This is a genomic window from Cupriavidus metallidurans CH34, assembly GCF_000196015.1.
GTDB lineage: Bacteria > Pseudomonadota > Gammaproteobacteria > Burkholderiales > Burkholderiaceae > Cupriavidus > Cupriavidus metallidurans.
In genome coordinates this window covers 3,169,721-3,192,107 of sequence record NC_007973.1, presented here as the reverse complement: position 1 = coordinate 3,192,107, position 22,387 = coordinate 3,169,721, and the positions used below count along the sequence as shown (strand labels likewise).

22 protein-coding genes are annotated in these 22,387 nt (G+C 65.1%); 7 read left to right on the top strand and 15 right to left on the bottom strand.

Annotated elements, in window-relative coordinates; translation table 11 throughout:
• Positions 1-34: 34 nt before the first annotated feature.
• From RMET_RS14715 to RMET_RS14705, 3 genes are read left to right on the top strand one after another with little or no spacing between them, the layout of a single operon-like run.
• Complete coding sequence (locus tag RMET_RS14715) at positions 35-1,078, top strand: type IV pilus twitching motility protein PilT (RefSeq protein ID WP_008641940.1); 1,044 nt, start codon at positions 35-37, stop codon at positions 1,076-1,078.
• Positions 1,079-1,095: 17 nt separating this feature from the next.
• A complete protein-coding gene (locus tag RMET_RS14710) occupies positions 1,096-2,235 on the top strand; it encodes a PilT/PilU family type 4a pilus ATPase (protein WP_029307174.1) in 1,140 nt (379 codons plus the stop codon).
• 55 nt (positions 2,236-2,290) lie between these two features.
• Positions 2,291-2,785, top strand: coding sequence for a glutathione peroxidase (locus RMET_RS14705; RefSeq protein WP_008641942.1), 495 nt, complete (start codon positions 2,291-2,293; stop codon positions 2,783-2,785).
• A gap of 26 nt (positions 2,786-2,811) precedes the next feature.
• On the opposite strand, the gene RMET_RS14700 is transcribed toward RMET_RS14705, so the two are convergent.
• The 10 genes from RMET_RS14700 to RMET_RS14655 form a co-directional block, all read right to left on the bottom strand.
• On the bottom strand, positions 2,812-3,504 hold the full coding sequence (locus RMET_RS14700) for a helix-turn-helix transcriptional regulator (protein WP_011517476.1): 693 nt from the start codon (positions 3,502-3,504) through the stop codon (positions 2,812-2,814).
• A 19-nt stretch (positions 3,505-3,523) separates the two neighbouring features.
• Positions 3,524-3,904: a VOC family protein gene (locus RMET_RS14695; RefSeq protein ID WP_017514351.1), complete on the bottom strand. Its 381-nt coding sequence runs from the start codon at positions 3,902-3,904 to the stop codon at positions 3,524-3,526.
• 85 nt (positions 3,905-3,989) lie between these two features.
• The gene (locus tag RMET_RS14690) at positions 3,990-4,715 is read right to left on the bottom strand and encodes an LrgB family protein (RefSeq protein WP_008641945.1); all 726 of its coding nucleotides are present in this window, start codon (positions 4,713-4,715) and stop codon (positions 3,990-3,992) included.
• Entirely contained in the window at positions 4,712-5,098 is a 387-nt protein-coding gene (locus tag RMET_RS14685; RefSeq protein WP_008641946.1) for a CidA/LrgA family protein, read from the bottom strand. Before RMET_RS14685 ends, RMET_RS14690 begins: the two co-directional genes overlap by 4 nt.
• Positions 5,099-5,234: 136 nt before the next feature.
• A complete protein-coding gene (glcF, locus tag RMET_RS14680) occupies positions 5,235-6,506 on the bottom strand; it encodes a glycolate oxidase subunit GlcF (RefSeq protein WP_011517474.1) in 1,272 nt (423 codons plus the stop codon).
• A 50-nt stretch (positions 6,507-6,556) separates the two neighbouring features.
• Positions 6,557-7,660 carry a glycolate oxidase subunit GlcE gene (gene glcE / locus RMET_RS14675; protein ID WP_011517473.1) on the bottom strand — a complete coding sequence of 368 codons (1,104 nt, stop codon included), beginning with the start codon at positions 7,658-7,660 and terminating at the stop codon, positions 6,557-6,559.
• Between the two features lie 33 nt (positions 7,661-7,693).
• Positions 7,694-8,617: an ion transporter gene (locus RMET_RS14670; RefSeq protein WP_011517472.1), complete on the bottom strand. Its 924-nt coding sequence runs from the start codon at positions 8,615-8,617 to the stop codon at positions 7,694-7,696.
• A gap of 52 nt (positions 8,618-8,669) precedes the next feature.
• A complete protein-coding gene (locus RMET_RS14665; RefSeq protein ID WP_011517471.1) occupies positions 8,670-10,172 on the bottom strand; it encodes an FAD-linked oxidase C-terminal domain-containing protein in 1,503 nt (500 codons plus the stop codon).
• A gap of 213 nt (positions 10,173-10,385) precedes the next feature.
• On the bottom strand, positions 10,386-11,276 hold the full coding sequence (locus tag RMET_RS14660) for a LysR substrate-binding domain-containing protein (RefSeq protein ID WP_011517470.1): 891 nt from the start codon (positions 11,274-11,276) through the stop codon (positions 10,386-10,388).
• A gap of 10 nt (positions 11,277-11,286) precedes the next feature.
• A complete protein-coding gene (locus tag RMET_RS14655; RefSeq protein ID WP_029307175.1) occupies positions 11,287-12,705 on the bottom strand; it encodes an FAD-binding oxidoreductase in 1,419 nt (472 codons plus the stop codon).
• A 158-nt stretch (positions 12,706-12,863) separates the two neighbouring features.
• Here RMET_RS14655 and RMET_RS14650 point away from each other — a divergent pair, with 158 nt between their 5' ends.
• The 4 genes from RMET_RS14650 (at position 12,864) to pabB (ending at position 18,820) form a co-directional block, all read left to right on the top strand.
• Positions 12,864-13,418 (top strand): cob(I)yrinic acid a,c-diamide adenosyltransferase, encoded by a 555-nt coding sequence (locus RMET_RS14650; RefSeq protein WP_011517468.1) that lies wholly within the window; start codon positions 12,864-12,866, stop codon positions 13,416-13,418.
• 162 nt (positions 13,419-13,580) lie between these two features.
• The gene (dnaK, locus tag RMET_RS14645) at positions 13,581-15,527 is read left to right on the top strand and encodes a molecular chaperone DnaK (protein WP_011517467.1); all 1,947 of its coding nucleotides are present in this window, start codon (positions 13,581-13,583) and stop codon (positions 15,525-15,527) included.
• A gap of 174 nt (positions 15,528-15,701) precedes the next feature.
• Positions 15,702-16,841: a molecular chaperone DnaJ gene (dnaJ, locus tag RMET_RS14640; protein WP_008641963.1), complete on the top strand. Its 1,140-nt coding sequence runs from the start codon at positions 15,702-15,704 to the stop codon at positions 16,839-16,841.
• 83 nt (positions 16,842-16,924) lie between these two features.
• Positions 16,925-18,820 carry an aminodeoxychorismate synthase component I gene (gene pabB / locus RMET_RS14635; RefSeq protein WP_049799786.1) on the top strand — a complete coding sequence of 632 codons (1,896 nt, stop codon included), beginning with the start codon at positions 16,925-16,927 and terminating at the stop codon, positions 18,818-18,820.
• Between the two features lie 30 nt (positions 18,821-18,850).
• Here pabB and RMET_RS14630 read toward each other — a convergent pair whose 3' ends face one another.
• The 5 genes from RMET_RS14630 to folK all read right to left on the bottom strand — a co-directional run bounded on the left by RMET_RS14630 (position 18,851) and on the right by folK (position 22,387).
• Entirely contained in the window at positions 18,851-19,540 is a 690-nt protein-coding gene (locus RMET_RS14630; RefSeq protein ID WP_011517465.1) for an ATP-binding cassette domain-containing protein, read from the bottom strand.
• Positions 19,537-20,235 carry an ABC transporter permease gene (locus RMET_RS14625; RefSeq protein WP_011517464.1) on the bottom strand — a complete coding sequence of 233 codons (699 nt, stop codon included), beginning with the start codon at positions 20,233-20,235 and terminating at the stop codon, positions 19,537-19,539. The genes RMET_RS14630 and RMET_RS14625 overlap by 4 nt, the downstream gene beginning before the upstream one ends.
• 7 nt (positions 20,236-20,242) lie before the next feature.
• Complete coding sequence (gene panB, locus RMET_RS14620) at positions 20,243-21,064, bottom strand: 3-methyl-2-oxobutanoate hydroxymethyltransferase (protein WP_011517463.1); 822 nt, start codon at positions 21,062-21,064, stop codon at positions 20,243-20,245.
• Between the two features lie 136 nt (positions 21,065-21,200).
• Positions 21,201-21,842, bottom strand: coding sequence for a deoxynucleoside kinase (locus tag RMET_RS14615; protein WP_011517462.1), 642 nt, complete (start codon positions 21,840-21,842; stop codon positions 21,201-21,203).
• Positions 21,843-21,865: 23 nt separating this feature from the next.
• On the bottom strand, positions 21,866-22,387 hold the full coding sequence (folK, locus tag RMET_RS14610; protein ID WP_011517461.1) for a 2-amino-4-hydroxy-6-hydroxymethyldihydropteridine diphosphokinase: 522 nt from the start codon (positions 22,385-22,387) through the stop codon (positions 21,866-21,868).

The following is a 22,387-nucleotide window of genomic DNA, read 5'->3' as shown; positions in this document are numbered from 1 at the left end:
CAAAAAGCAGTCTTTTAGGGTGGGGTCATTATAGATGGACATCGCGCAGCTATTGGCTTTTGCGGTCAAGAACAAGGCATCCGATCTCCACCTCTCGGCTGACATGCCGCCGATGGTGCGTATTCACGGGGATATGCGCCGCATCAACGTCGCGGCAATGACGCACAAGGACGTCCACGCCATGGTGTACGACATCATGAGCGACGTTCAGCGCAAGTCTTATGAAGAGCGCCTTGAGGTCGATTTCTCCTTCGAGATCTCTGGTCTGTCCCGTTTCCGGGTCAACGCCTATACCACCCAGCGCGGCGCGGCCGCGGTGTTCCGGACAATTCCGTCGAAGGTCCTGACGCTCGAGGACCTGCGCGCGCCCGCCGTGTTCGCCGATCTGTGCATGAAGCCGCGTGGCCTGGTGCTGGTCACCGGGCCCACGGGCTCGGGCAAGTCGACCACGCTCGCCGCGATGGTCGACCATCGCAACGACAACGACATGGGTCACATCCTCACGGTGGAGGATCCAATCGAATTCGTGCATCAGTCCAAGAAGAGTCTGATCAACCAGCGCGAGCTTGGCCCTCACACCCATTCGTTCGCCAACGCGCTGCGCTCGGCACTGCGCGAGGACCCGGACGTGGTTCTGGTGGGCGAATTGCGTGACCTGGAAACGATCCGCCTGGCGCTGACCGCCGCGGAAACCGGTCACCTGGTTTTCGCCACGCTGCACACGAGTTCGGCCGCCAAGACGATTGACCGTGTGGTCGACGTGTTCCCGCCGGAAGAAAAGGACATGGTGCGAACCATGCTGTCGGAGTCGCTCGAGGCCGTGATCTCGCAGACGCTGCTCAAGACACGCGACGGCAACGGTCGGACGGCGGCACATGAAATCATGATCGCCACGCCTGCGATTCGCCACCTGATCCGCGAAAACAAGATCGCGCAGATGTACTCGATGATGCAGACGTCGAGCGGCCTGGGCATGCAGACGCTGGACCAGTGCCTGAGCGACCTGATCAAGCGGGGCATGATCAACTACAGCGACGCGCGGGCGATTGCGAAAAATCCCGACGCCTTCATGGGTTAAGGGGGAAGGGAATGACCATGCTCGACCGCGAATCCGCTGCAAAGTACATCAACGAAATGCTGGGGCTGATGGTCAAGAACCGTGGCTCCGATCTGTTCATCACTGCGGAATTTCCTCCGGCCGTCAAGGTCGACGGCAAGATCACGCCGGTTTCCCAGCAGCCGTTGAACCCGACCCACGCGCTTACCCTGGTGTGCTCGATCATGAACGAGCGCCAGACCAAGGAGTTCGAGGACACCCGCGAATGCAATTTCGCGATCGCCGTGCCGGACGTCGGACGTTTCCGTGTCTCGGCCTTCATCCAGCAAGGCCGCGCGGGCATGGTGCTGCGGACCATCAACACCCGCATTCCATCGGTCGAAGACCTGGACCTGCCGCCGACGCTGCATGAGATCGTGATGTCCAAGCGCGGTCTGGTGATCGTCACCGGCGCCACTGGCTCGGGCAAGTCGACCTCGCTGGCGGCCATGCTCGACCACCGCAACGCGCATTCGTACGGCCACATCATCACGATCGAGGACCCGATCGAATACGTCCACGCGCATCAGAACTGCATCGTCACGCAGCGCGAGGTGGGGATCGACACCGAGTCGTGGCACGTCGCGCTCAAGAACACGCTGCGCCAGGCGCCGGACGTGATCCTGATCGGCGAAATCCGCGATCGCGACACGATGGAATACGCGATGCAGTACGCGGAAACGGGCCACCTTTGCCTGGCCACGCTGCACGCGAACAACGCCAATCAGGCGATCGACCGTATCGTCAACTTCTTCCCAGAGGAAAAGCGCCAGCAGCTTCTGATCGACCTGTCGCTGAACCTGAAGGCGATGATTTCGCAGCGCCTGCTGCCGCGTGCCGGCCGCAAGGGCCGCGTGCCGGCGGTGGAGATCATGATCGGCACGCCGCTAGTGGCTGACCTGATCTTCAAGGGCGAGATTCACGAGCTCAAGGAAGTCATCAAGAAGTCGCGCGAGCAGGGCATGATCTCGTTCGACCAAGCGCTGTTCGAACTCTACGAGACGGAGAAGATCACGTACGAAGACGCGCTCAAGAACGCTGACTCGCTCAACGACCTGCGCCTGATGATCAAACTCCACAGCAAACGCCATCGCGACAACGATCTCGGCGCCGGCACCGAACACCTGAACGTGATCTGAGCGGACGCGGTATTCTCACGGCCTGTACTGCCCCCATACACCGCAGGAGACCACGATGAGCAATGTGTACCAGTTCGAAGCCAATTCGCTGTCCGGCCAGCCTCAGCCGCTGGCCGACTACCGCGGCAAGGTGCTGCTGATCGTCAACACCGCGAGCGAATGTGGCTTCACGCCGCAATACGCGGGCCTGCAGACGCTGCAGGCGTCCTATCAGGCGCGCGGCTTCGACGTGCTTGGCTTTCCCTGCAACCAGTTTGGCAAGCAGGAGCCTGGTGACGCCGAACAAATTGGCGCGTTTTGCGAATCCCGATTTCACGTCACGTTCCCGATGTTCGAGAAAATCGACGTGAACGGCGCGGACGCGCATCCGCTCTACAAGTGGCTGACGTCGGAGAAGCGGGGGTTCCTCGGTACCCAGGCGATCAAGTGGAATTTCACCAAGTTCCTGCTGCGCCGCGACGGTACCGTCTTCAAGCGTTATGCGTCCACAACCAAGCCCGAGGAAATCCGCGCAGACATCGAGTCGCTGCTCGCCGAACAACCGGCGTGAGATAAGCCGGCGGGCTCCGTGCCCGACTATCCCTGCGTGTCGGAATGGATGGTGCGGAGGAATCCGTTGAGCGAACGCTCTGACGTCTCGAGGAAATGCTCGTCGAGCATCGTCAGGGCGCGGCAGCGGTCCAGCCGGAAGCTGCGGTAGTCGGAGCGCGTCGTGCACCACGCCGCCAGCAGCCAGACATTACCCCAGAAGAACAGGCCCAGTGGTTGCACCACGCGCACGCTTTCGCGTTGCTGCGCGTCGCTGTAGTCGATCCGCAGCAGGCGTTGCGCGCCGATGGCCGTATGCACGATGTCGAAAGCCTCGCGCACGGCGGGCTGGTTGACGTACTCGGGCGCGAAAATGCGGCTCTGCTGCGCGGCCACGCGCCGTTGCGGCGGTAGGGCGGCCATCAGTTTTTCGAGCGAGGGATCGGCGGCGGCGGCCAGCGCGCCGCCGCCCCAGGCCTTGAGCAGCCGCAACCCGGCCACCATGGCCTCGACTTCCATCGACGTGAACATCAGTGGCGGCACGTCGTAGTCGGGCCGCAGCCGGTAGCCAATGCCGGCCTCGCCTTCAACCGGCACGCCCGAGAGCGACAGCGCCTGGATATCCCGATAGACAGTGCGTTCGGAAACGCCCAGGCGCTGGGCCAGCAGCGCCGCCGTGGTCAGGCGGCGGCCTCGCAGGACCTGGACGATCTGGAACAGGCGGTCGGCGCGTCGGCTCACGGGGTGCTCACTTTCCTCGTCAGTGGGTGCCCGGCTCGTGCAGGCCGATCCGGTTGCCCTCGCTGTCCTTGATATGCGCGTAGCGCCCAAGGTTGTCAGGCAGGTTGACCGGCCCTTCGAGCGTATGGCCGCCGGCGTGGCTGACACGTGCCAGCACGTCGTCAAGTTGCGGGGCGTTCAGGTACGGCACCGGGCCATAGAACGCGCTCGCGCGGTACTGGTCGCCCTGGACCAGCGCGCCCGATCCGTCGCCGTGGGTGAACACGGCCATATCGACTTTACCCATTGTCTCGCGGCGCAGCGGATGCTCGAACACGGCTTCATAGAACTGGACCGCGCGCTGCATGTCGGTCACCGGGATTTCCAGCCAGTTGACCAGGGTGGTGTTGGGGGTGGACATCTTGGCTCTCCTCGTTACGAAGTTGGGAGAACGGATCATGCGCGCGGGCTCCTGACAGCGTACTGTCAGGAGCGTGTCAGGGGTGTCAATGCGGCATCCAGGCCGCCAGCACCGGCACCATGATGGCCGTCAGTACGCCATTCAGCCCCATCCCGAGTGCCGAGAAGGCCCCGGCTTCCTGGCTGACCTGGAATGCCCGTGCCGTGCCGATGCCGTGCGCGGCCACGCCCGTGGCGAAGCCGCGCACCGTGTAGTCCCGCACGCGCAGCAGGTTAAGCAGGCCGGTGGCGGTGACGGCGCCGATGATGCCGGTTGCCATGACCAGCACCGCAGTCAGCGAGGGCAGGCCACCGATCTTTTCCGATACCCCCATCGCAATCGGGATGGTCACCGATTTCGGCGCAAGCGATCGAATCACGTCAGGCGTCGCGCCGAGTGCGTAGGCGATGCCCACCGCCGACACGACGGCCGCGAACGAACCGGCTACCAGGCCACACAGCAGGGGGAACACGTTGGTGCGCAGCTTCGGCAATTGCGTGTAGAGCGGCACGGCCAGCGCCACCGTCGCGGGGCCGAGCAGGAAGTGCACGAACTGCGCGCCGTCGAAGTAGGTCTTGTACGGCGTACCCGTGACGGTCAGCACGGTCACCAGGATCGCCACCGAGATCATCACCGGATTGGCCAGCGGCGAGAAACGCGCGCGCTCGTAGATGCGGAACGCGAACACGTAGGCGATCAACGTGGCGGTGAGCCCGATCAGCGGACTCGCTGCCAGGTAGACCCAGATTTCGTTCAGGCGTGGCGACATCATGGCTGTGCTCCCGTGTCCGCCGACGTGTCGACAGGAGTGTCGGCAGGAGGCTTGCGCATCAGCGCGCGCGTGACCAGCGCCGTGACCGCGATGGCCACCCAGGTGGAAACCACCAATGCGATGACGATGGGGAGCCATTCGCTGCCGATTCGGTTGGCGTGCACCATGATGCCGACGCCGGCCGGCACGAACAGCAGCGACAGGTGCTTGAGCAGTTCATTCGCGGAGTTCTGGACGACGGGCAGCAACCGGTTGTCGAAGACCAGCCAGCCGAACAGCAGGAGCATGCCGATCACGGGACCCGGCACGGGCAGGTGCAGCGCGTAGCTGATCACCTCGCCCACGGTCTGAAAGACCAGCAGGATGGCAAACGTCTGAAGCATGGGGCGCGTAGGGAGACGAAATGTGCCGACATGGTACTCCCGTACAAGATGCGTGCAAGCCGGACGTCAGTGCTGCCGTTGGCTTCCTGCTCCCCTCGCCCATTCGCGGGAGAGGGGGACCGCCATCACCCGCGGCTTAGGCCGCCTGCGCCGCCACCACCGGCGCCAGCATCCGGTCCACCAGCTCGACCCAGTGCATCACCGGCGTTTCCGTGCCGCTTTGCAGATGCGTGATGCAGCCGATATTGGCCGTGACGATGGATTCCGGCGAGGTGGCCTGCAGCTTGGCGAGTTTGTCGTCGCGCAGCTTGTACGACAGTTCGGGCTGCAGCACCGAGTAGGTGCCGGCGGAGCCGCAGCACAGGTGGCTGTCCGCGCAGAGGCGCACGTCCACACCCAAGCGGGTCAGCAGCGCTTCGACCTTGCCGCGGATCTGTTGCCCGTGCTGCAGCGTGCACGGCGGATGCCACGCCACGCGGCGGCTATCGCGCGGCACGGCGCCGGCCAGGCGGTGCAGTTCATCGGTAAAGTCGGGCAGCAGCTCCGACAAGTCGCGTGTCATGGCCGATACACGCGCGGCGCGCGATGCGTACGTCGGATCGTTGCGCAGCAGGTGGCCGTAGTCCTTGACCATCGCGCCGCAGCCCGACGCGGTCATGACGATCGCTTCGGCTCCGGCCTCGATATGCGGCCACCATGCGTCGATGTTCGCGCGCATATTGTCGAGCCCGCCTGGATGGTCGCCATTGTGGAAGCGGATGGCGCCACAACAACCGGCTTCCCGCGCCACCACCAGTTGTACGCCGAGTTTGTCGAACACACGTGCCGTGGCGGCATTGATGTTGGGCGACATGGCCGGTTGCACGCAGCCGTCGAGCAACAGCATTTTGCGGGGATGCTCGGTGCGCGGCCAGGTGCCCGCCACGGGCTCGCTCGCGGGTACCTTGTTGCGCAGCATCTGCGGCAGCCAGGGGCGCACGATCTGGCCGAGTCTCAGTGCGGGGCCGAACAGCGCTGGGCGCGTCAGGCCTTCGCGCAGCACCCAGCGCACGATGCGTTCCTTGGCCGGGCGCTTGATGCCTTGCGCCTCCAGCCGGTCATCAACGATCTTGCGGCCGATGTCCACCAGGTGGCCATAGGTCACGCCAGACGGGCAGGTGGATTCGCAATTGCGGCAGGTCAGGCAGCGATCCAGATGCAGGCGCGTGCTTTCCGTGACGGGGTTGCCCTCGAGCACCTGCTTCATCAGGTAGATGCGGCCGCGCGGCCCGTCGAGTTCGTCGCCGAGCAACTGGTAGGTCGGGCACGTGGCCGTGCAGAAACCGCAGTGCACGCATTTGCCGACGATGGATTTCGCCTCTTCGCCCTCGGGCGTGTTGCGCAGGAAATCGGCCAGTGTGGTTTGCATGATATGGGGTCGCTGTGGTCGCGAAGGTCGCTATGGGGTTGCCTGCGGACTCAGAGTCCGTTGTACATGCGCTGCGGATTGAAAATGCCCGCAGGGTCGAAGGTGTCCTTGAGCCGCTTGTGGATCGCGGCCAGCGGCGATGACAGCGGCGTGAACACGCCAACGGACTTGTCGCCATTGCGGAACAGCGTGGCGTGACCACCGGCTGCCTGCGCTGCGGCGCGTACCCGATCCGCCGATGCGGCGCTGTCATCCGGAGCGATCCACCAGCGCTGGCCGCCACCCCATTCCACGAGCTGAGCGCCGGGCAGGTCCAGCGGCTTGCAGACCGTCGGTACGGCGATGCGCCACAGGGCGCGGCCCGTATCGTTTGCTGGGGAGAAGAACGCGTGCGTCTGTTCGCGCAAGACCATCCACAACTGCTGGGCGTGGCTGGCGTCGACGACCTCGCCGCCCAGGTTGTCACGCGCGGCGCAAACTGCGGCGGTCGCGCCGCTGAGTCGCACATGCAGGAATCCGTCGTGCCACGCCGACGCCGCGATCGGCAACGGCTGGCCGCCCCATTTGTTGAGCTGGTCGATCGCCTCGGCCTGGTCCATCGCGAAGCGCAACGTGGCGTCATCGAATGGCACGGGCAGCACCTTCAGCGAGACCTCGAGAATCAGGCCGAGCGTGCCGAGCGAGCCGGCCAGCAGGCGCGACACGTCATAGCCGGCCACGTTCTTCATCACCTGGCCACCGAAGTTCATGATCTCGCCGTGGCCGTCCATCAATTGCGCGCCCAGCACGAAGTCGCGCAGCGCTCCCGCGGACTGACGGCGAGGACCGGACAACCCGGCCGCCACCGCGCCGCCGATCGTGGCCGTGCTGGCCTGGCCGCGCAGCGCGAAATGCGGCGGCTCGAAGGCCAGCATCTGGCGCTTCTGCGCCACCGCGTCCTCGATCTCGGCCAGCGGCGTGCCGCAGCGTGCCGTGATCACGAGTTCGGCGGGATCGTATTCGACGATGCCGCGATAGGCCCGCGTATCGAGCACGGTGCCGGCCAGCGCCTGGCCATAGAAGTCCTTGCTGCCGCCACCGCGCAGGCGCAGCGGTGTGCGGGTGTCGCCGGCTTGGCGGATCGCATCGCGAAAGGCGTCGAGAGTGGCTTGCATGAGGACGTTGTCGTAATTGGGAATTGGGGGGCGTCAGCGGGATCGGCTACCGTCGTCGCCGCGTCGGTCGGTGGCCAGTTCGGTTCGATACTCTGGCAACGCGGTGCCACAGTGCTTGCAGAACGTGGCGTCGGGCTCGTGGCCTTCGGTCAGGCAGTGTTCGCACGAGCGCGTGGTCAGCGGGCGCCGGATGATGCTTGCAGCCAGTTCCGCGCCAACGATGCCAGTCGGAAACGCGATGATTCCGTAGCCGAGCAGGATCGTGATCGACGTAATGAACTGACCGATCGGCGTCTTCGGCACCATGTCGCCGAAGCCCGTGGTGGTAAGCGTGACGATGGCCCAGTACATGCTGACCGGGATGCTCGTGAAGCCGTGCGTGGGGCCTTCCACCACGTACATGATCGTGCCCAGGATTACCGTGATGATGAATACGGTGCCCAGGAACACGAAGATCTTGCGGCGGCTGTTGGACAGCGCGAGCATGAGGATCTCGGCTTCCTCGAAATAGACCGTCAGCTTGAGAATCCGGAAGACACGCAGCAGCCTCAGCAGGCGCACGTCGATCAGGAAGGCGAGTTCCGGCACGAAGAACGACGCCCAGGTCGGAATGATCGACAAGAAGTCGATGATGCCGTAGAAGCTGAAGACGTAGCGCAGCGGGCGCCGCACGACGCTCAGCCGCATGATGTATTCGGTCGTGAACAGCAGCGTGAACAGCCACTCGAGCGCGGTGAACACCGTGCCCAGGCGCGCGTGAATGGCCTGGATGCTGTCGAGCATGACCACGGCTACGCTGGCGATGATGGCCACCAGCAGCACGATGTCGAACGTGCGGCCCGGGCGCGTGTCCGCTTCGAAGATGATCGTGTACCAGCGCTGGCGCCATCCCGACTCGGGTTGGCCGAGCCGTTGACGAATGCGCGCGTTTTGATCGGATCGTGTGGATCGTGACATGTGCAAGGCGGAGAAGGGTTGCGGACTCTCGCGCCTTCCCGTCTGGATAGTGTCAGAAACGCGGCAGGTCCGGATGCGGCAGCAGGCCGCGCTTGACGTGCATCTTGCCGTATTCGGCGCAGCGCGCAAGCGTGGGGATTGCCTTGTCCGGGTTCAGCAGCCGGGCGGGATCGAATGCGGCCTTGACCCCGAAGAACGCGTCGCGCTCGGACGGGGAGAACTGCACGCACATCGAGTTGAGTTTTTCCACGCCCACACCGTGCTCGCCGGTCACGGTGCCGCCGAGTTCCACGCAGGCCTCCAGGATGTCCGACCCGAACAGCTCCGCGCGCTGCCACTCGTCGTGATCGGCGCCATCGAACAGGATCAGGGGGTGCATATTGCCATCGCCCGCATGGAAAACGTTGATGCAGCGCAACCCGTATTTGTGCTCCATCTGCTCGATGCGCTTGAGCAGCGTGCCGATGTGCTTGCGGGGAATCGTGCCGTCCATGCAGTAGTAGTCGGGCGAGATGCGGCCCGCGGCCGGGAAGGCGTTCTTGCGGCCGCTCCAGAAGCGCAGGCGCTCGGCTTCGCTTTGCGACACCGTGATGCGCGTCGCGCCTGATGCGCGCAGCACCTCGCTCATGCGGGCGATTTCCTCGGCCACTTCCTCGGGCGTGCCATCCGACTCGCACAGCAGGATCGCGGCGGCGTCGAGGTCGTAGCCGGCCTTGACGAACTCCTCCACGGCGGCCGTGGCGGGCTTGTCCATCATCTCCAGCCCGGCCGGGATAATGCCAGCGGCGATCACGTCGGCCACGGCATTGCCGCCTTTTTCCACATCATCGAAGCTGGCCATGATGACCTGCGCGAGTTGCGGTTTGGGAATGAGCCTCACGGTGACTTCCGTGACCACGGCCAGCATGCCCTCGGAGCCGATCATCGCGGCCAGGAGGTCGAGGCCCGGCGCGTCGGGCGCCTCGGACCCGAACACGACCACCTCGCCTTCCATCGTCACCGCGCGCACGCGCAGCACGTTGTGGACCGTCAGGCCGTACTTGAGGCAATGCACGCCACCCGAGTTCTCGGCCACGTTGCCGCCGATGGAACAGGCGATCTGCGAGGATGGATCGGGCGCGTAGTAGAGGTTGTGCGGGGCGGCAGCGTCGGAGATTGCCAGGTTGCGCACGCCGGGCTGAACCACCGCCGTGCGGGAATACGGATCGAGCGACAGGATGCGCTTGAACTTGGCCAGCGACAGAACCAGTCCGCCGGCGATCGGCATCGCGCCGCCAGACAGGCTGGTGCCGGAGCCGCGCGGCACCACCGGCACGCCGAGCTCGTGGCACAGGCGCAGCACCGCGCAGACCTGCTCCTCGGTATCGGGCAGCACCACGGCGTCTGGAACCTGGCGATAGGCGGCCAGGCCGTCGCATTCGTACGGCACGGTGTCCTCGGCCTTCCACAGCACGGCCGTGTCGGGCAGGATGCGGGCGAGGCCGGCCAGCAGCGTGGCGCGTCGCGTCTCCGCGGATTCACCGGCGACAGTTTGGGCGTCTTGCGGGGCGTTCATGACAACTCCTGTGACGGACCGGCCGACGCGCACGATTCCCGCGTGGATGCGTGCTCGTACCGGGGCCGGGACGGCAGACTATAGCGCAGGCACCCCGCCGGGAGCGCCCTGGCGCACGTGAATTCGGCACGACGACCCGATCAAAAAGGTTCATGCCGGGTGCAAATGCCCAAGGTCGCGGACGAAGCCGCTTCCAGCGTAGTGGCTTGCCCGCTACCAGTCCAGCCCGAGCAGCCAGTCGATGAAGTAGCGCGCCTCGGGCATCAGCGGCGCCTGCTCGCGTTCGACGATGTAGTAGCCGTGTGGCGATACCGACTCGATATCGAGCAGCTTCACCATCTGGCCCGCCGCCAGCCACTGCCGCGCCATGCGCTGGCGCACCAGTCCCACGCCCTGGTTCGAGACGATCGCCTCCAGCATCAGGCCGATATCGTTGAACTGCGCGCCAGTCTGCGGCTCCGGCCAGTCCAGGCAGGCGGTTTCGAACCACGGCCGCCACGGTTCCAGCGGGCTGCGCAGCAGCGTCAGATTGTGCAGATCCTCGGGTTTGGTGACCGCAAAGCCGTTCACGCGCTCGTAGTACTCGCGCCCGCACGCCGGAAACACGGGCTCGACCAGCAGTTTCGTGGTCTTCAGGTCGGGGTAGCGGCCGGTGCCGTAGCGGATCTCGATATCGGTGTCCTCGGCCTTGACGTCGAGGAACGGCACGGCCAGGTGCAGTTCGAGATCGATATGCGGATAGAGCGCGGTGAACTCGGGCAGGCGCGGCACCAGGTGCTGGCGACCGAATGTCGGCGGAATCGCCACGCGCAGCCGTGTGCGCAGCTTGTTGTACTCGGGGCGCGCCAGTTCGTTGAGCGACTTCAGCGCATCCTGCACGTTGCGCTGGTAGCGCGTGCCGGCCGCGGTCAGCCGCAGCGCGGCGTTCGAGCGCACGAACAGGTCGTCGCCCCAGAGTTCCTCAAGGTTCTTGATCCTGTGCGAGACCGCGCTCGGCGTCACCGAGAGCTCCTCGGCAGCGCGCGCGAAGCTGCCCAGCCGGGCAGCCGCTTCGAACGCGATCAGCAGGTGCAGGGGTGGGACGCGATGGAAAACCGATGCCATGGCCGCGTGCTCAGCGCGTGGCGCTGAAGATCTTGCCCGGATTCAGGATGTGGTTCGGGTCGAGCGCATCCTTGATCGCGCGCATCAGGTCGAGCGCATCCTCGCCATGCTCCTGCACCAGAAATCCCATCTTGTGCAGGCCCACGCCGTGCTCGCCGGTGCAGGTGCCGCCCATCGCCAGCGCGCGCTGCACGATGCGGCGGTTGATGTCCTCGGCCTCGGCCATTTCCTCGGGCTTGTCCGGGTCCACCAGGATCGCCACGTGGAAGTTGCCATCCCCGACGTGACCGACGATCGGGCAGGGCAGCGACGACGCATTCAGATCGCGCTCGGTTTCGGTCACGCAGTCGGCCAGCCGAGAGATCGGCACGCAGACGTCGGTGGTGACCGATTTGCAGCCCGGCTTCAGCTGGAGCATCGCGAAATAGGCGGTGTGGCGAGCATTCCAGAGCCGCGACCGGTCCTCGGGCCGTGTGGCCCATTCGAAGCCCTGGCCGCCGTGCTCGGCGGCGATGTCCTGCACGGTCTCGGCCTGTTCGCGCACGCCGGCCTCAGTGCCATGGAACTCGAAGAACAGGTGGGGCGTTTCCGGCAAGGTCAGATTGTCATGGCGGTTGATCGCACGGATTGCCAGGGCGTCGACGAACTCCACGCGGGCCACGGGCACGCCAAGCTGGATCGTCTGGATGGTGGCACGCACGGCGTCGCCCATGCTCGGGAAGGCGCAGACGGCCGCGGAGATCGCTTCCGGCTGCGGATAGAGCCGCACCGTAACTTCGGTGATGATGCCGAGCGTGCCTTCGCTGCCGACAAACAGGCGCGTCAGGTCATAGCCCGCCGACGACTTGCGCGCATTGGTGCCGGTGCGGATGACCCGGCCGTCGGCCGTGACCACGGTCAGCGCCAGCACGTTCTCGCGCATGGTGCCGTAGCGGACCGCGTTGGTGCCCGAGGCGCGCGTGGCGCACATGCCACCCAGCGATGCATCGGCGCCTGGGTCGATCGGGAAGAACAGGCCCGTGTCCTTGATCTCCTGGTTGAGCTGTTTGCGCGTGACGCCGGGCTGGACGGTGACGGTCAGATCCTCGGGGTGCACGGCCAGCACCCGGTTCATCTGCGACAGGTCGAGGCTGATACCGCCGGCCACGGCCAGCAGGTGGCCCTCGAGCGAGGAGCCGGCGCCGTAGGGGATCAGCGGCACGCCATGCGTGTTGCAGAGCTTCGCCAGTTCGGCCACTTCCTCGGTGCTATGGGCAAAGACCACGGCGTCCGGCAGTTCGGGCGGGAACGGGGATTCGTCGCGCCCATGATGCTCGCGCACGCCGACCGAGGTGGTGAAGCGGTCGCCGAAGCGGGCGGCGAGGGCATCGGCCAGTTCCGATGGGAACGGCCGGCGCGCCAGGGCGGTGGCAGGTGTGGGGTGGTTCATGCGGGTCTCCGGCTCGGGCCGTATAGCTCTGTATGCAAGGGAATGCCGCCATTCTACGTCGCCTTCCACGTCTCCCATACGTCCCCGGTACGCGCCGCCCGGCCCCGGAGGGTCCATAATTGCGCCACTTCTAAAACACTGACCACAAGGAGACCGGCATGGGTAATCGCCTGTCCAAAATTGCCACGCGCACCGGCGATGCCGGCACCACGGGCCTCGGCGATGGCAGCCGGGTCGGCAAGAACAGCCTGCGCATCGTCGCGATCGGCGACGTGGATGAGCTGAATTCCCATATCGGCCTGCTGCTGACCGAACCGGATCTGCCCGAGGACGTCCGCGCCGCGCTGCTCCATATCCAGCACGACCTGTTTGACCTGGGTGGTGAACTCTCCATCCCGGGCTATACCTTGCTCAAGGCACCCCAGGTGGCCCAGCTCGACGACTGGCTGGCCCATTACAATGCCGCCCTGCCACGGTTGGCCGAATTCATCCTGCCGGGCGGAAGCCGGCCCGCCGCGCAGGCCCACATCTGCCGTACGGTCTGCCGCCGGGCGGAACGTGCGCTTGTGGAGTTGGGCGCCGCCGAAGCGCTCAACGAGGCGCCGCGCCAGTACCTGAACAGGCTGTCAGACCTGCTGTTCGTGCTGGCCCGTGTGCTGAACCGCGCGGGTGGCGGGAGCGACGTGCTCTGGCAGCGTGAGCGGGAGTCCTGAATAGTTACGTATGAGCCACTTATTAGCCTGACTCGTTTTTCCGAGAAATTTACTCGGATTTGCGAATTTCGCCCTTGAAATGGCCCGCGATGGCCACATTTCGCATTCAGGTTGAATTGCAGCCCTGATCTCAAGAAGCAGGGCTCAATAGGAGAGAACACTATGGGTAAGATCATCGGTATCGACCTCGGTACCACCAACAGCTGCGTGTCCATTCTGGAAGGCAACACGCCGAAAGTCATCGAGAACTCCGAAGGCGCACGCACCACGCCGTCGATCATCGCCTACATGGAAGATGGCGAGATCCTGGTTGGTGCGCCTGCCAAGCGCCAGGCCGTCACCAACCCGCGTAACACGCTGTACGCGGTGAAGCGCCTGATCGGCCGCAAGTTCGAAGAGAAGGAAGTCCAGAAGGACATCGGCCTGATGCCGTACGCGATCGTCAAGGCCGACAACGGCGACGCCTGGGTTGGCGTGCGCGACCAGAAGCTGGCCCCGCCGCAGGTTTCGGCCGAAGTGCTGCGCAAGATGAAGAAGACCGCCGAGGACTACCTGGGCGAGCCCGTGACCGAAGCCGTGATCACGGTGCCGGCGTACTTCAACGACTCGCAGCGCCAGGCAACCAAGGATGCCGGCCGCATCGCCGGGCTGGACGTCAAGCGCATCATCAACGAACCGACCGCTGCAGCGCTGGCGTTCGGCATGGACAAGAACGAGAAGGGCGACCGCAAGATTGCCGTGTATGACCTCGGCGGCGGCACGTTCGACATCTCGATTATCGAAATCGCCGACGTGGATGGCGAAAAGCAGTTCGAAGTGCTGTCGACCAACGGCGACACGTTCCTCGGTGGCGAGGACTTCGACCAGCGCATCATCGACTACATCATCGGCGAGTTCAAGAAGGAACAGGGCGTCGATCTGTCGAAGGACGTGCTGGCGCTGCAACGCCTGAAGGAAGCCGCTGAAAAGGCCAAGATCGAACTGTCGAGCTCGCAGCAGACCGAGATCAACCTGCCGTACATCACGGCCGATGCCTCGGGTCCGAAGCACTTGAACCTGAAGATCACGCGCGCCAAGCTCGAAGCGCTGGTGGAAGAACTGATCACCCGCACGATCGAACCGTGCCGTACCGCGATCAAGGATGCAGGCGTCAAGGTCAGCGACATTGATGACGTGATCCTGGTCGGCGGCATGACCCGTATGCCGAAGGTGCAGGAACAGGTGCGCGAGTTCTTCGGCAAGGAAGCCCGCAAGGACGTGAACCCGGACGAAGCCGTGGCCGTGGGTGCCGCCATCCAGGGTTCGGTGCTGTCGGGCGACCGTACCGACGTGCTGCTGCTGGACGTGACGCCGCTGTCGCTGGGCATCGAAACGCTGGGTGGCGTGATGACCAAGATGATCAACAAGAACACGACCATCCCGACCAAGCACGCACAGGTTTTCTCGACCGCTGACGACAATCAGCCGGCCGTGACGATCAAGGTGTACCAGGGCGAGCGCGAGATGGCCACCGGCAACAAGATGCTGGGCGAGTTCAACCTGGAAGGCATTGCGCCGGCACCGCGTGGCACGCCGCAGATCGAGGTCTCGTTCGACATCGACGCCAACGGCATTCTGCATGTGGGCGCCAAGGACAAGGCCACCGGCAAGGAAAACCGCATCACGATCAAGGCGAACTCGGGTCTGTCGGAAGACGAGATCCAGCGCATGGTGAAGGATGCCGAAGCCAATGCCGAGGAAGACAAGCGCGCCCGTGAGCTGGCCGATGCCCGCAACCAGGCCGACGCGCTGATCCACTCGACGCGCAAGGCGCTGGGCGAGTACGGCGAGAAGCTCGAAGCTGGCGAGAAGGAAAAGATCGAAGCCGCGATCAAGGACCTGGAAGACGCCGCCCGCGGCGGTGACAAGGCCGAGATCGATGCCAAGGTCAACGCGCTGTCCGAAGCCAGCCAGAAGCTGGGCGAGAAGGTCTACGCCGACATGCAGGCCCAGGCCGGTGAAGGTGCGGCGGCAGGTGCCGGCGCAGCCGGCGGCGCTCAGCAGCAGGCCCAGCCGCAGGACGACAACGTCGTGGATGCCGAGTTCAAGGAAGTGAACGACAAGAAGTAATCGGGACGGCGGGTGGCGGCGCGGGTGATGCCGGCGCCGCCACCCGTTCCCGACGCCGGGCGACGGTTGTCTGACACCAGGTGCAAACCTCGGTCGGACACTGCGCTCGGCTTTTTTGCTTATCGCGCGGCGGGCATGTAAGCGCTCCGTCGGGCCAATCAGGTATGAGCCACCATGGCAAAACGTGACTACTACGAAGTGCTCGGGGTAGGCAAGAACGCGAGCGACGACGAGATCAAGAAGGCTTATCGCAAGCTCGCGATGAAGCACCATCCGGACCGCAATCCGGATAACAAGGAAGCCGAGGAGAAATTCAAGGAGGTCAAGGAGGCCTACGAGATGCTCTCCGACCCCGAGAAGAAGGCGGCTTACGATCAATACGGCCACGCTGGCGTGGACCCGAACATGGCCGGTGGATTCGGCGGCGGCGGGTTTGGCGGCGGTGGCTTCGCGGAAGCGTTCGGCGATATCTTCGGCGACATCTTCGGCCAGGCAGCCGGCGGCGGACGTCGTGGCGGCGGCCCGCAGGCCTACCGTGGCGCCGACCTGCGCTACAGCATGGAGATCTCGCTGGAGCAGGCCGCGCATGGCCACGAGGCGCAGATCCGCGTGCCGCACTGGGACGATTGCGAACACTGCCACGGCAATGGCGCCGAGCCGGGTTCGTCGGTCGAAACCTGCCCGACCTGTAATGGCGTGGGCCAGGTGCGTGTGTCGCAGGGCTTCTTCACGATGCAGCAGACCTGCCCGAAGTGCCACGGCAGCGGCAAGTTCATCCCGAAGCCGTGCACCAAGTGCCACGGTCAGGGCAAGCTCAAGTCGCAGAAGACGCTCGAGGTCAAGATTCCGGCCGGTATCGATGAAGGGATGCGTATCCGTTCGTCGGGCAACGGCGAGCCGGGCATCAACGGTGGCCCGCCGGGCGATCTCTACGTCGAGGTGCATATCAAGCAGCACCCGGTGTTCGAGCGCGACGGCGACGACCTGCACTGCCAGATGCCGATCTCGTTCGCTACGGCGGCGCTGGGCGGCGATATCGAAGTGCCGACGCTGGGCGGCCGGGCCAGTTTCCCGGTGCCGGAAGGCACCCAGGCCGGCAAGACGTTCCGCCTGCGCGGCAAGGGCATCAAGGGTGTGCGCTCGGGATATCCGGGCGACCTCTATGTGCATGTGAACGTGGAGACGCCGGTCAAGCTGACCGAGGCCCAGAAGGACATACTGCGTCAGTTCGACCGCTCGGTGCACGAGGGCGGTTCGCGTCACAGCCCGCAGGAGCAGTCCTGGCTCGACAAGGTGAAGAGCTTCTTTAGCTGATCGCCTTATCGACTCGTCGACAGGACGATGAAACCGGCCACGTGTCCAGCGTGGCCGGTTTTTTTATGCCCAACGCAGCGATAATGCCGACTGCAGCGTTTTCGCATCCAGTCTTCGTGGTACCCATCCCTTCGCCCCCCTTCGTTCTGCTCGACGACGCCACAGCCGGCTCTGGCGTGACGGCTTCGCGCCTCTATACCGATTTCGTCCGGGAGGACGTGCTGGCGGCCGGTGCCGACGTATCGGCGCTTGACACGCTGCTGGCCAGCGGTTGGCGGGACGGGTTGCACGCCACGTTCTTTGCGCCCTACGAATTCGGTGGTGCGATCGTTGGCGCACCCGTGCACGTTGGCGATGCGCTGCCGTTTCACGACGGCGCCCTGCGCGTGCTGTGGTTTCGCACGTTGCGCCGGCTCGATACGGAAGGTGTGGCGCAGTGGCTAGCCGCAGGCGCACAACCAGGCCCGACGGGCGCGCTCGACGTGACGGCCAGCACCACGCGGACGCAATACACCGAAGCGATCGCGCGTATCCACGATTACATCGAGGCGGGCGATACCTATCAGGTTAACTTCACGCAACGACTACGCTGTCGCGTGTTTGGCGATCCGATGGCGTTCTATGCGGCGTTGCGCGCGGCACAGCCGGTGCCGTTCGGCGTGCTTGCGCATCTGCCCGGTGGCGGTTGGGTGCTGTCGCTATCGCCCGAACTGTTCGTCGAGCACGATGGCCACGGACATCTCGTCGCACGTCCAATGAAGGGCACCGCGCCGCGCTCAGGGGATGCCGAACAGGATGCGCGCGCCGCGAAACGACTGGCCACCGATGCCAAGAACCGCGCCGAGAACGTGATGATCGTCGACCTGCTGCGCAACGACCTCGGTCGCGTGGCGATCCCCGGGAGCGTGGCGGTGCCCGAGCGCTTCGTCGTCGAACCGTTCGGTCGCGTGTTGCAAATGACGTCGACAGTCACCGCGACCGCGCGCCCGGGTACGTCGTTCGGTGCGTTGATGGCCGCGCTGTTCCCGTGCGGCTCGATTACCGGCGCGCCCAAGCGGCGCACGATGCAGATCATCGCCGAGCTCGAGACGTCGCCACGTGGGTTGTACACGGGCGCGATCGGTTGGCTCGATGCGACATCGCATAAGACTACGGAGGTCATAGGCGTCGGCGCCTTCGGCATGTCTGTGGCAATCCGCACGCTGGTGCTGGCGCCGCCCGGGGCCGATGGCCTGCGCGCGGCCGAGATGGGCGTGGGCGGTGGCATCGTGCACGACAGCGTGGCCGACGATGAGTACGCCGAATGCGGATGGAAAGCGCGGTTCCTGATCGGTCATGACCCCGGCTTCACGTTGTTCGAGACCATGCATGCGCGCGATGGCGCAGTGCTACATCGCGAGCGCCATTTGCAGCGACTAGCGAACTCGTCGGCGGCGTTCGGCTTCGCGCTGGACTTGCCTGAAGCCCGCGCGGCGGTGCAGGCTGAAGCCGCGCGACTGGGCGATGGCGACTGGCGCCTGCGCGTGAGTGTGGACAAGCGCGGCACGCTGGTATTTGCCAGCGGGGCATTGGCTCCGCTCGCGCATGGCGTCGTGGGGCTCGAGATCGCACCGACATGCCTGCCCGTTCACGATCCGCTGCGCCGGCACAAGCTCAGCGCGCGCGCCGTGTTCGATCAGGGATGGCAGGCCGCGGAGCGGGCAGGCGGGTTCGATAGCCTGTTCTTCAACACGTGCGACGAACTGCTCGAAGGCGGCCGCAGTTCGGTGTTCATCAAGGTAGATGGTCATTGGATGACACCGCCACTCTCGGCGGACATCCTGCCGGGCGTGATGCGTGCCGTGGTGCTCGAAGAAGGGGACGCATTGATCGACGGACCGGTGCAGGAAGCCACCGTGACGCGTGACATGGTGCAACGCGCCGAAGCCATCGTTATCGCCAACGCATTGCGCGGCACGCTGCGCGCGCGCCTGATCTGAGCAACGTGTCTAGGGTGTCTGCCGCAGCGACTACTTGTGTCGCGTATCAAGCCGGCCTTCGCCGAGCTTCCAGCGCACCACGCCGGGCAGGTTGATCAGCTCGCGGTCGTGACAGACCATTACGACGGTTCGCCCTTCGGCGGCCAGTTCGCCGATCAGTGCGATGACCTGTTCGCGCGCGTGACCATCGAGGCTTGACGTCGGCTCGTCGAGCAGCAGCAGATCGGGCTCCAGCACCTTCGCGCGCGCCAGTGCCACACGCTGGATTTCTCCACCGGATAGCTTGTCGGGCGCAGTGTCCTGAACGTGCACCACGCCGGCCCAGCCCAGCGCCGCGCCCACCCGCCGATCAATCTCGTCGCGTGGCAGGCCGTGGTGACGCAGGCCATAGGCGATGTTCTCGCGCACTGAGGTGCGAAACAGGTATGGATGCTGATGCATGTAGGCGATGCGACGGCGTAGCGACATTGGCAACGGCGAAAGCGGCACGGTGTGCGCGGTGCCATCCGCATCGGTCCAGCTTGCGGTCGCGCCGGGCGCCGGCTCGAGCCCGGCCACTATCCGCAGCAGCGTCGACTTGCCCGCACCGTTGACACCGGTCAGCGCGATGGCCGTCGCGCGCGGGAAATCCAGTTCGGCGATGTCGAACAACTTGCGTGCGCCGACGCGCCGCGACAATCCTCGCACCGTCAGCAGCGGGGCAGGTGTCCGCGTCCTCATCGGCGAAAACCTCCGGCGCCCTGCAACCAGGCCATCAGCACATTGACGATCAGCGCCAGTGCCACGAGCACGATGCCCAATGCGATGCCTTCGGCGAACTCGCCCTTGCTCGTTTCCAGCGCGATGGCCGTGGTGATCGTGCGTGTGGTGCCTTCGATATTGCCGCCAATCATCAGCGCCGAACCGACCTCGGCAATCACGCGGCCGAAACCCGCGACCACTGCGGCCATCAGGCCGAAACGCAGCTCGCGCAGCACGGTCATGCAGGTCTGCCAGCGTCCTGCGCCGAGCACCCACGCTGTCTCACGCAGACGTGGATCGGCCGACTGCAGCGTGGATAGCGCGAACGCCAGGATGACGGGGAAGGCGATCACGGCCTGGCCGATCACCATGCCCGCGGGCGTGAACAACAGCGAGAAGCCGCCCAGCGGCCCCTGGCGCGTGAACAGCAGGTAGAGAATCAGGCCGACCAGCACGGTCGGGAACGAGAGAAATGCCTGGGCGACGACCACGACGGCGCGCCGGCCAGGAAATTGCTGCGTGGCGATCAGGTAGGCCGCGCCGATGGCCGGCACCGTGGCCAGTGCCAGTCCCAGCCCGGCCACCATCAGCGAAGTCCAGACAATGAACCATAAGGCGCCGTTGCCGCTGGCCAGCAGGCGGAATGCTTCGAGCGTGGCGGCGCCGATCTCCACGCGGGGTTCAGGCCGAGAACGTGTGCTCGACGGCCGGGAAGCTGCCGTCCTTCACAGCAGCCACATAGGCGCGGATCGCCGCTTCGATCGAGGGCTGTCCCTCCATGAAGTTGCGTACGAACTTGGCCTTGCGGCCCGGGTAGATGTTGATCATGTCCTGCAGCACCAGCACCTGGCCCGAGCAATCGACACCAGCGCCGATACCGATGGTCGGGATGGAGAGTTGCGCCGTCACTTCGGCGGCGAGCTTGGCCGGCACGGCCTCCATGACGATCAGCTGCGCGCCGGCTTGCTGCAGCGCCAGCGCGTCACGCTTCAGCTGCGCGGCGCTCTCGTCGGTCTTGCCCTGCACCTTGAAGCCGCCGAGCGCGTGTACCGATTGCGGTGTCAGCCCGATATGCGCGCATACCGGAATGCTGCGCTCGACCAGGAACTTCACCGTCGGCGCCAGCCAGTCTCCGCCTTCGAGCTTGACCATCTGCGCGCCAGCACGCATCAGCGCGGCGGCGCTTTCGAAGGCCTTCTCGGGGGTGGGATACGTGCCGAACGGCAGGTCGGATACGAGCAGCGCGGTCTGGTTGCCGCGCGACACGCATTCGGTGTGATAGACCATGTGCTCGAGCGTGACGGGCAGCGTGGTCTGCTGGCCCTGCATCACGTTGCCGAGCGAATCGCCGACCAGGATCACTTCCACGCCGCAGAGATCGAGCAGCGCGGAGAAGCTGGAATCGTAGGCGGTGAGCATGGCGATCTTTTCGCCGGCTTCACGCATGGCCTGCAGTTTGGGGATGGTGACGGTCTTGCGGGAGGGATCGAGGAGGTAACTCATGGCAGTACCCGTGGTTGATCGGTTCGGACCCGTGCATCGGATGGCCAGGGTCGACCGCTGTCTTTTTCGTGTGTTGTGCTGCCTGGCGAAAGCCGCTTCACGTGTGGAAACGGCTCGACAGACGCGTCGGGACGACTCAGGACGCTACGAGATTCAGAAAGGCCCTGCGGCCTCGCATGTTCTCGATGCGCGACAGTAGTGTACGGAAATCGACGTCGTTGTCTACCGGGTTGAAATGTGCGGTATCGACGATCAGCACCGGGGCTTCGTCGTAGCGGTGGAACAACTCGCCATAGGCATCGGTGAGCCGCTGCAGATATTGCTCGTCGATACCGCTCTCGCCGGGCAGGCCGCGCCGCGCGATTCGCTCACGCAGCAGCGAGGGCGTGGCCTGCAGCATGATGACCAGATCCACGCGCTGCGCTGGCGCTTGCAGGCGTGCCGCCAGCGCGTCGTAGAGCGCGAGTTCGTCAGCTTCGAGTGTCAGCGAAGCGTAGACACGGTCGCGCGCAAACAGGAAGTTGCCGATCATGCGCTGGCCGGCCAGCATCGCCGAATGCCACTGCTGGAGCTGGGTCACGCGCTGGTTCAGGCAGGCGAGCTGCATCGCCAGCGCATAGCGCTGTGGTTCGCGGTAGAAGCGTTCGAGGAAGGGGTTGTTGCGCGCGCCATCGGGGAGTTCGGCCGCCTGGAGATGGCGCGCCAGGCGTTGGGCCAGCGCGGCCTTGCCGGAGCCGACCGGGCCTTCGATGACAATACGACGCAGATGATCGAGCATGTGTCAGCCGCGGCGTGGCGCGCTCATGGCCGCGCGCCGTCGCCTTCCTTCATGCGCGAGCATTTGCATGAGGAAAACTTCTCGATGCGCTGTTCTTGCACGTCCGGCAGGAAACCGGCCGCGGGGCCAACTCCGGGAATCTCGATCGCGGGATCGAGCTCGACCAGCGGCACCAGCACGAACGCACGCTCGGTGATGCGCGGATGCGGAACGGTCAGCGCTTCGGTATTGATCGACTCCGCGCCGAACAGCAGCAGATCCAGGTCGAGCGTGCGCGGTGCGTTCCGGAACGGCCGTTCCCGGCCGAACTGGTCTTCGATGTGGTGGCAGATACGCAGGAGCTGCGCTGCCGTGAACGGCGTCTCGATCTTCACCACCGCATTGAAGTAGTCCGCGCCCGTGGCGTCGACTGGTGCGGTGCGATAGAACGACGACTTGGCGACCACCGTAATGCCGACCTGCTGGGCCAGGCACACGATGGCGTCTTTTACTGCCTGGCGTGCATCACCAAGATTGGCGCCGATGCCGATGAAGGCGAGCGTCAT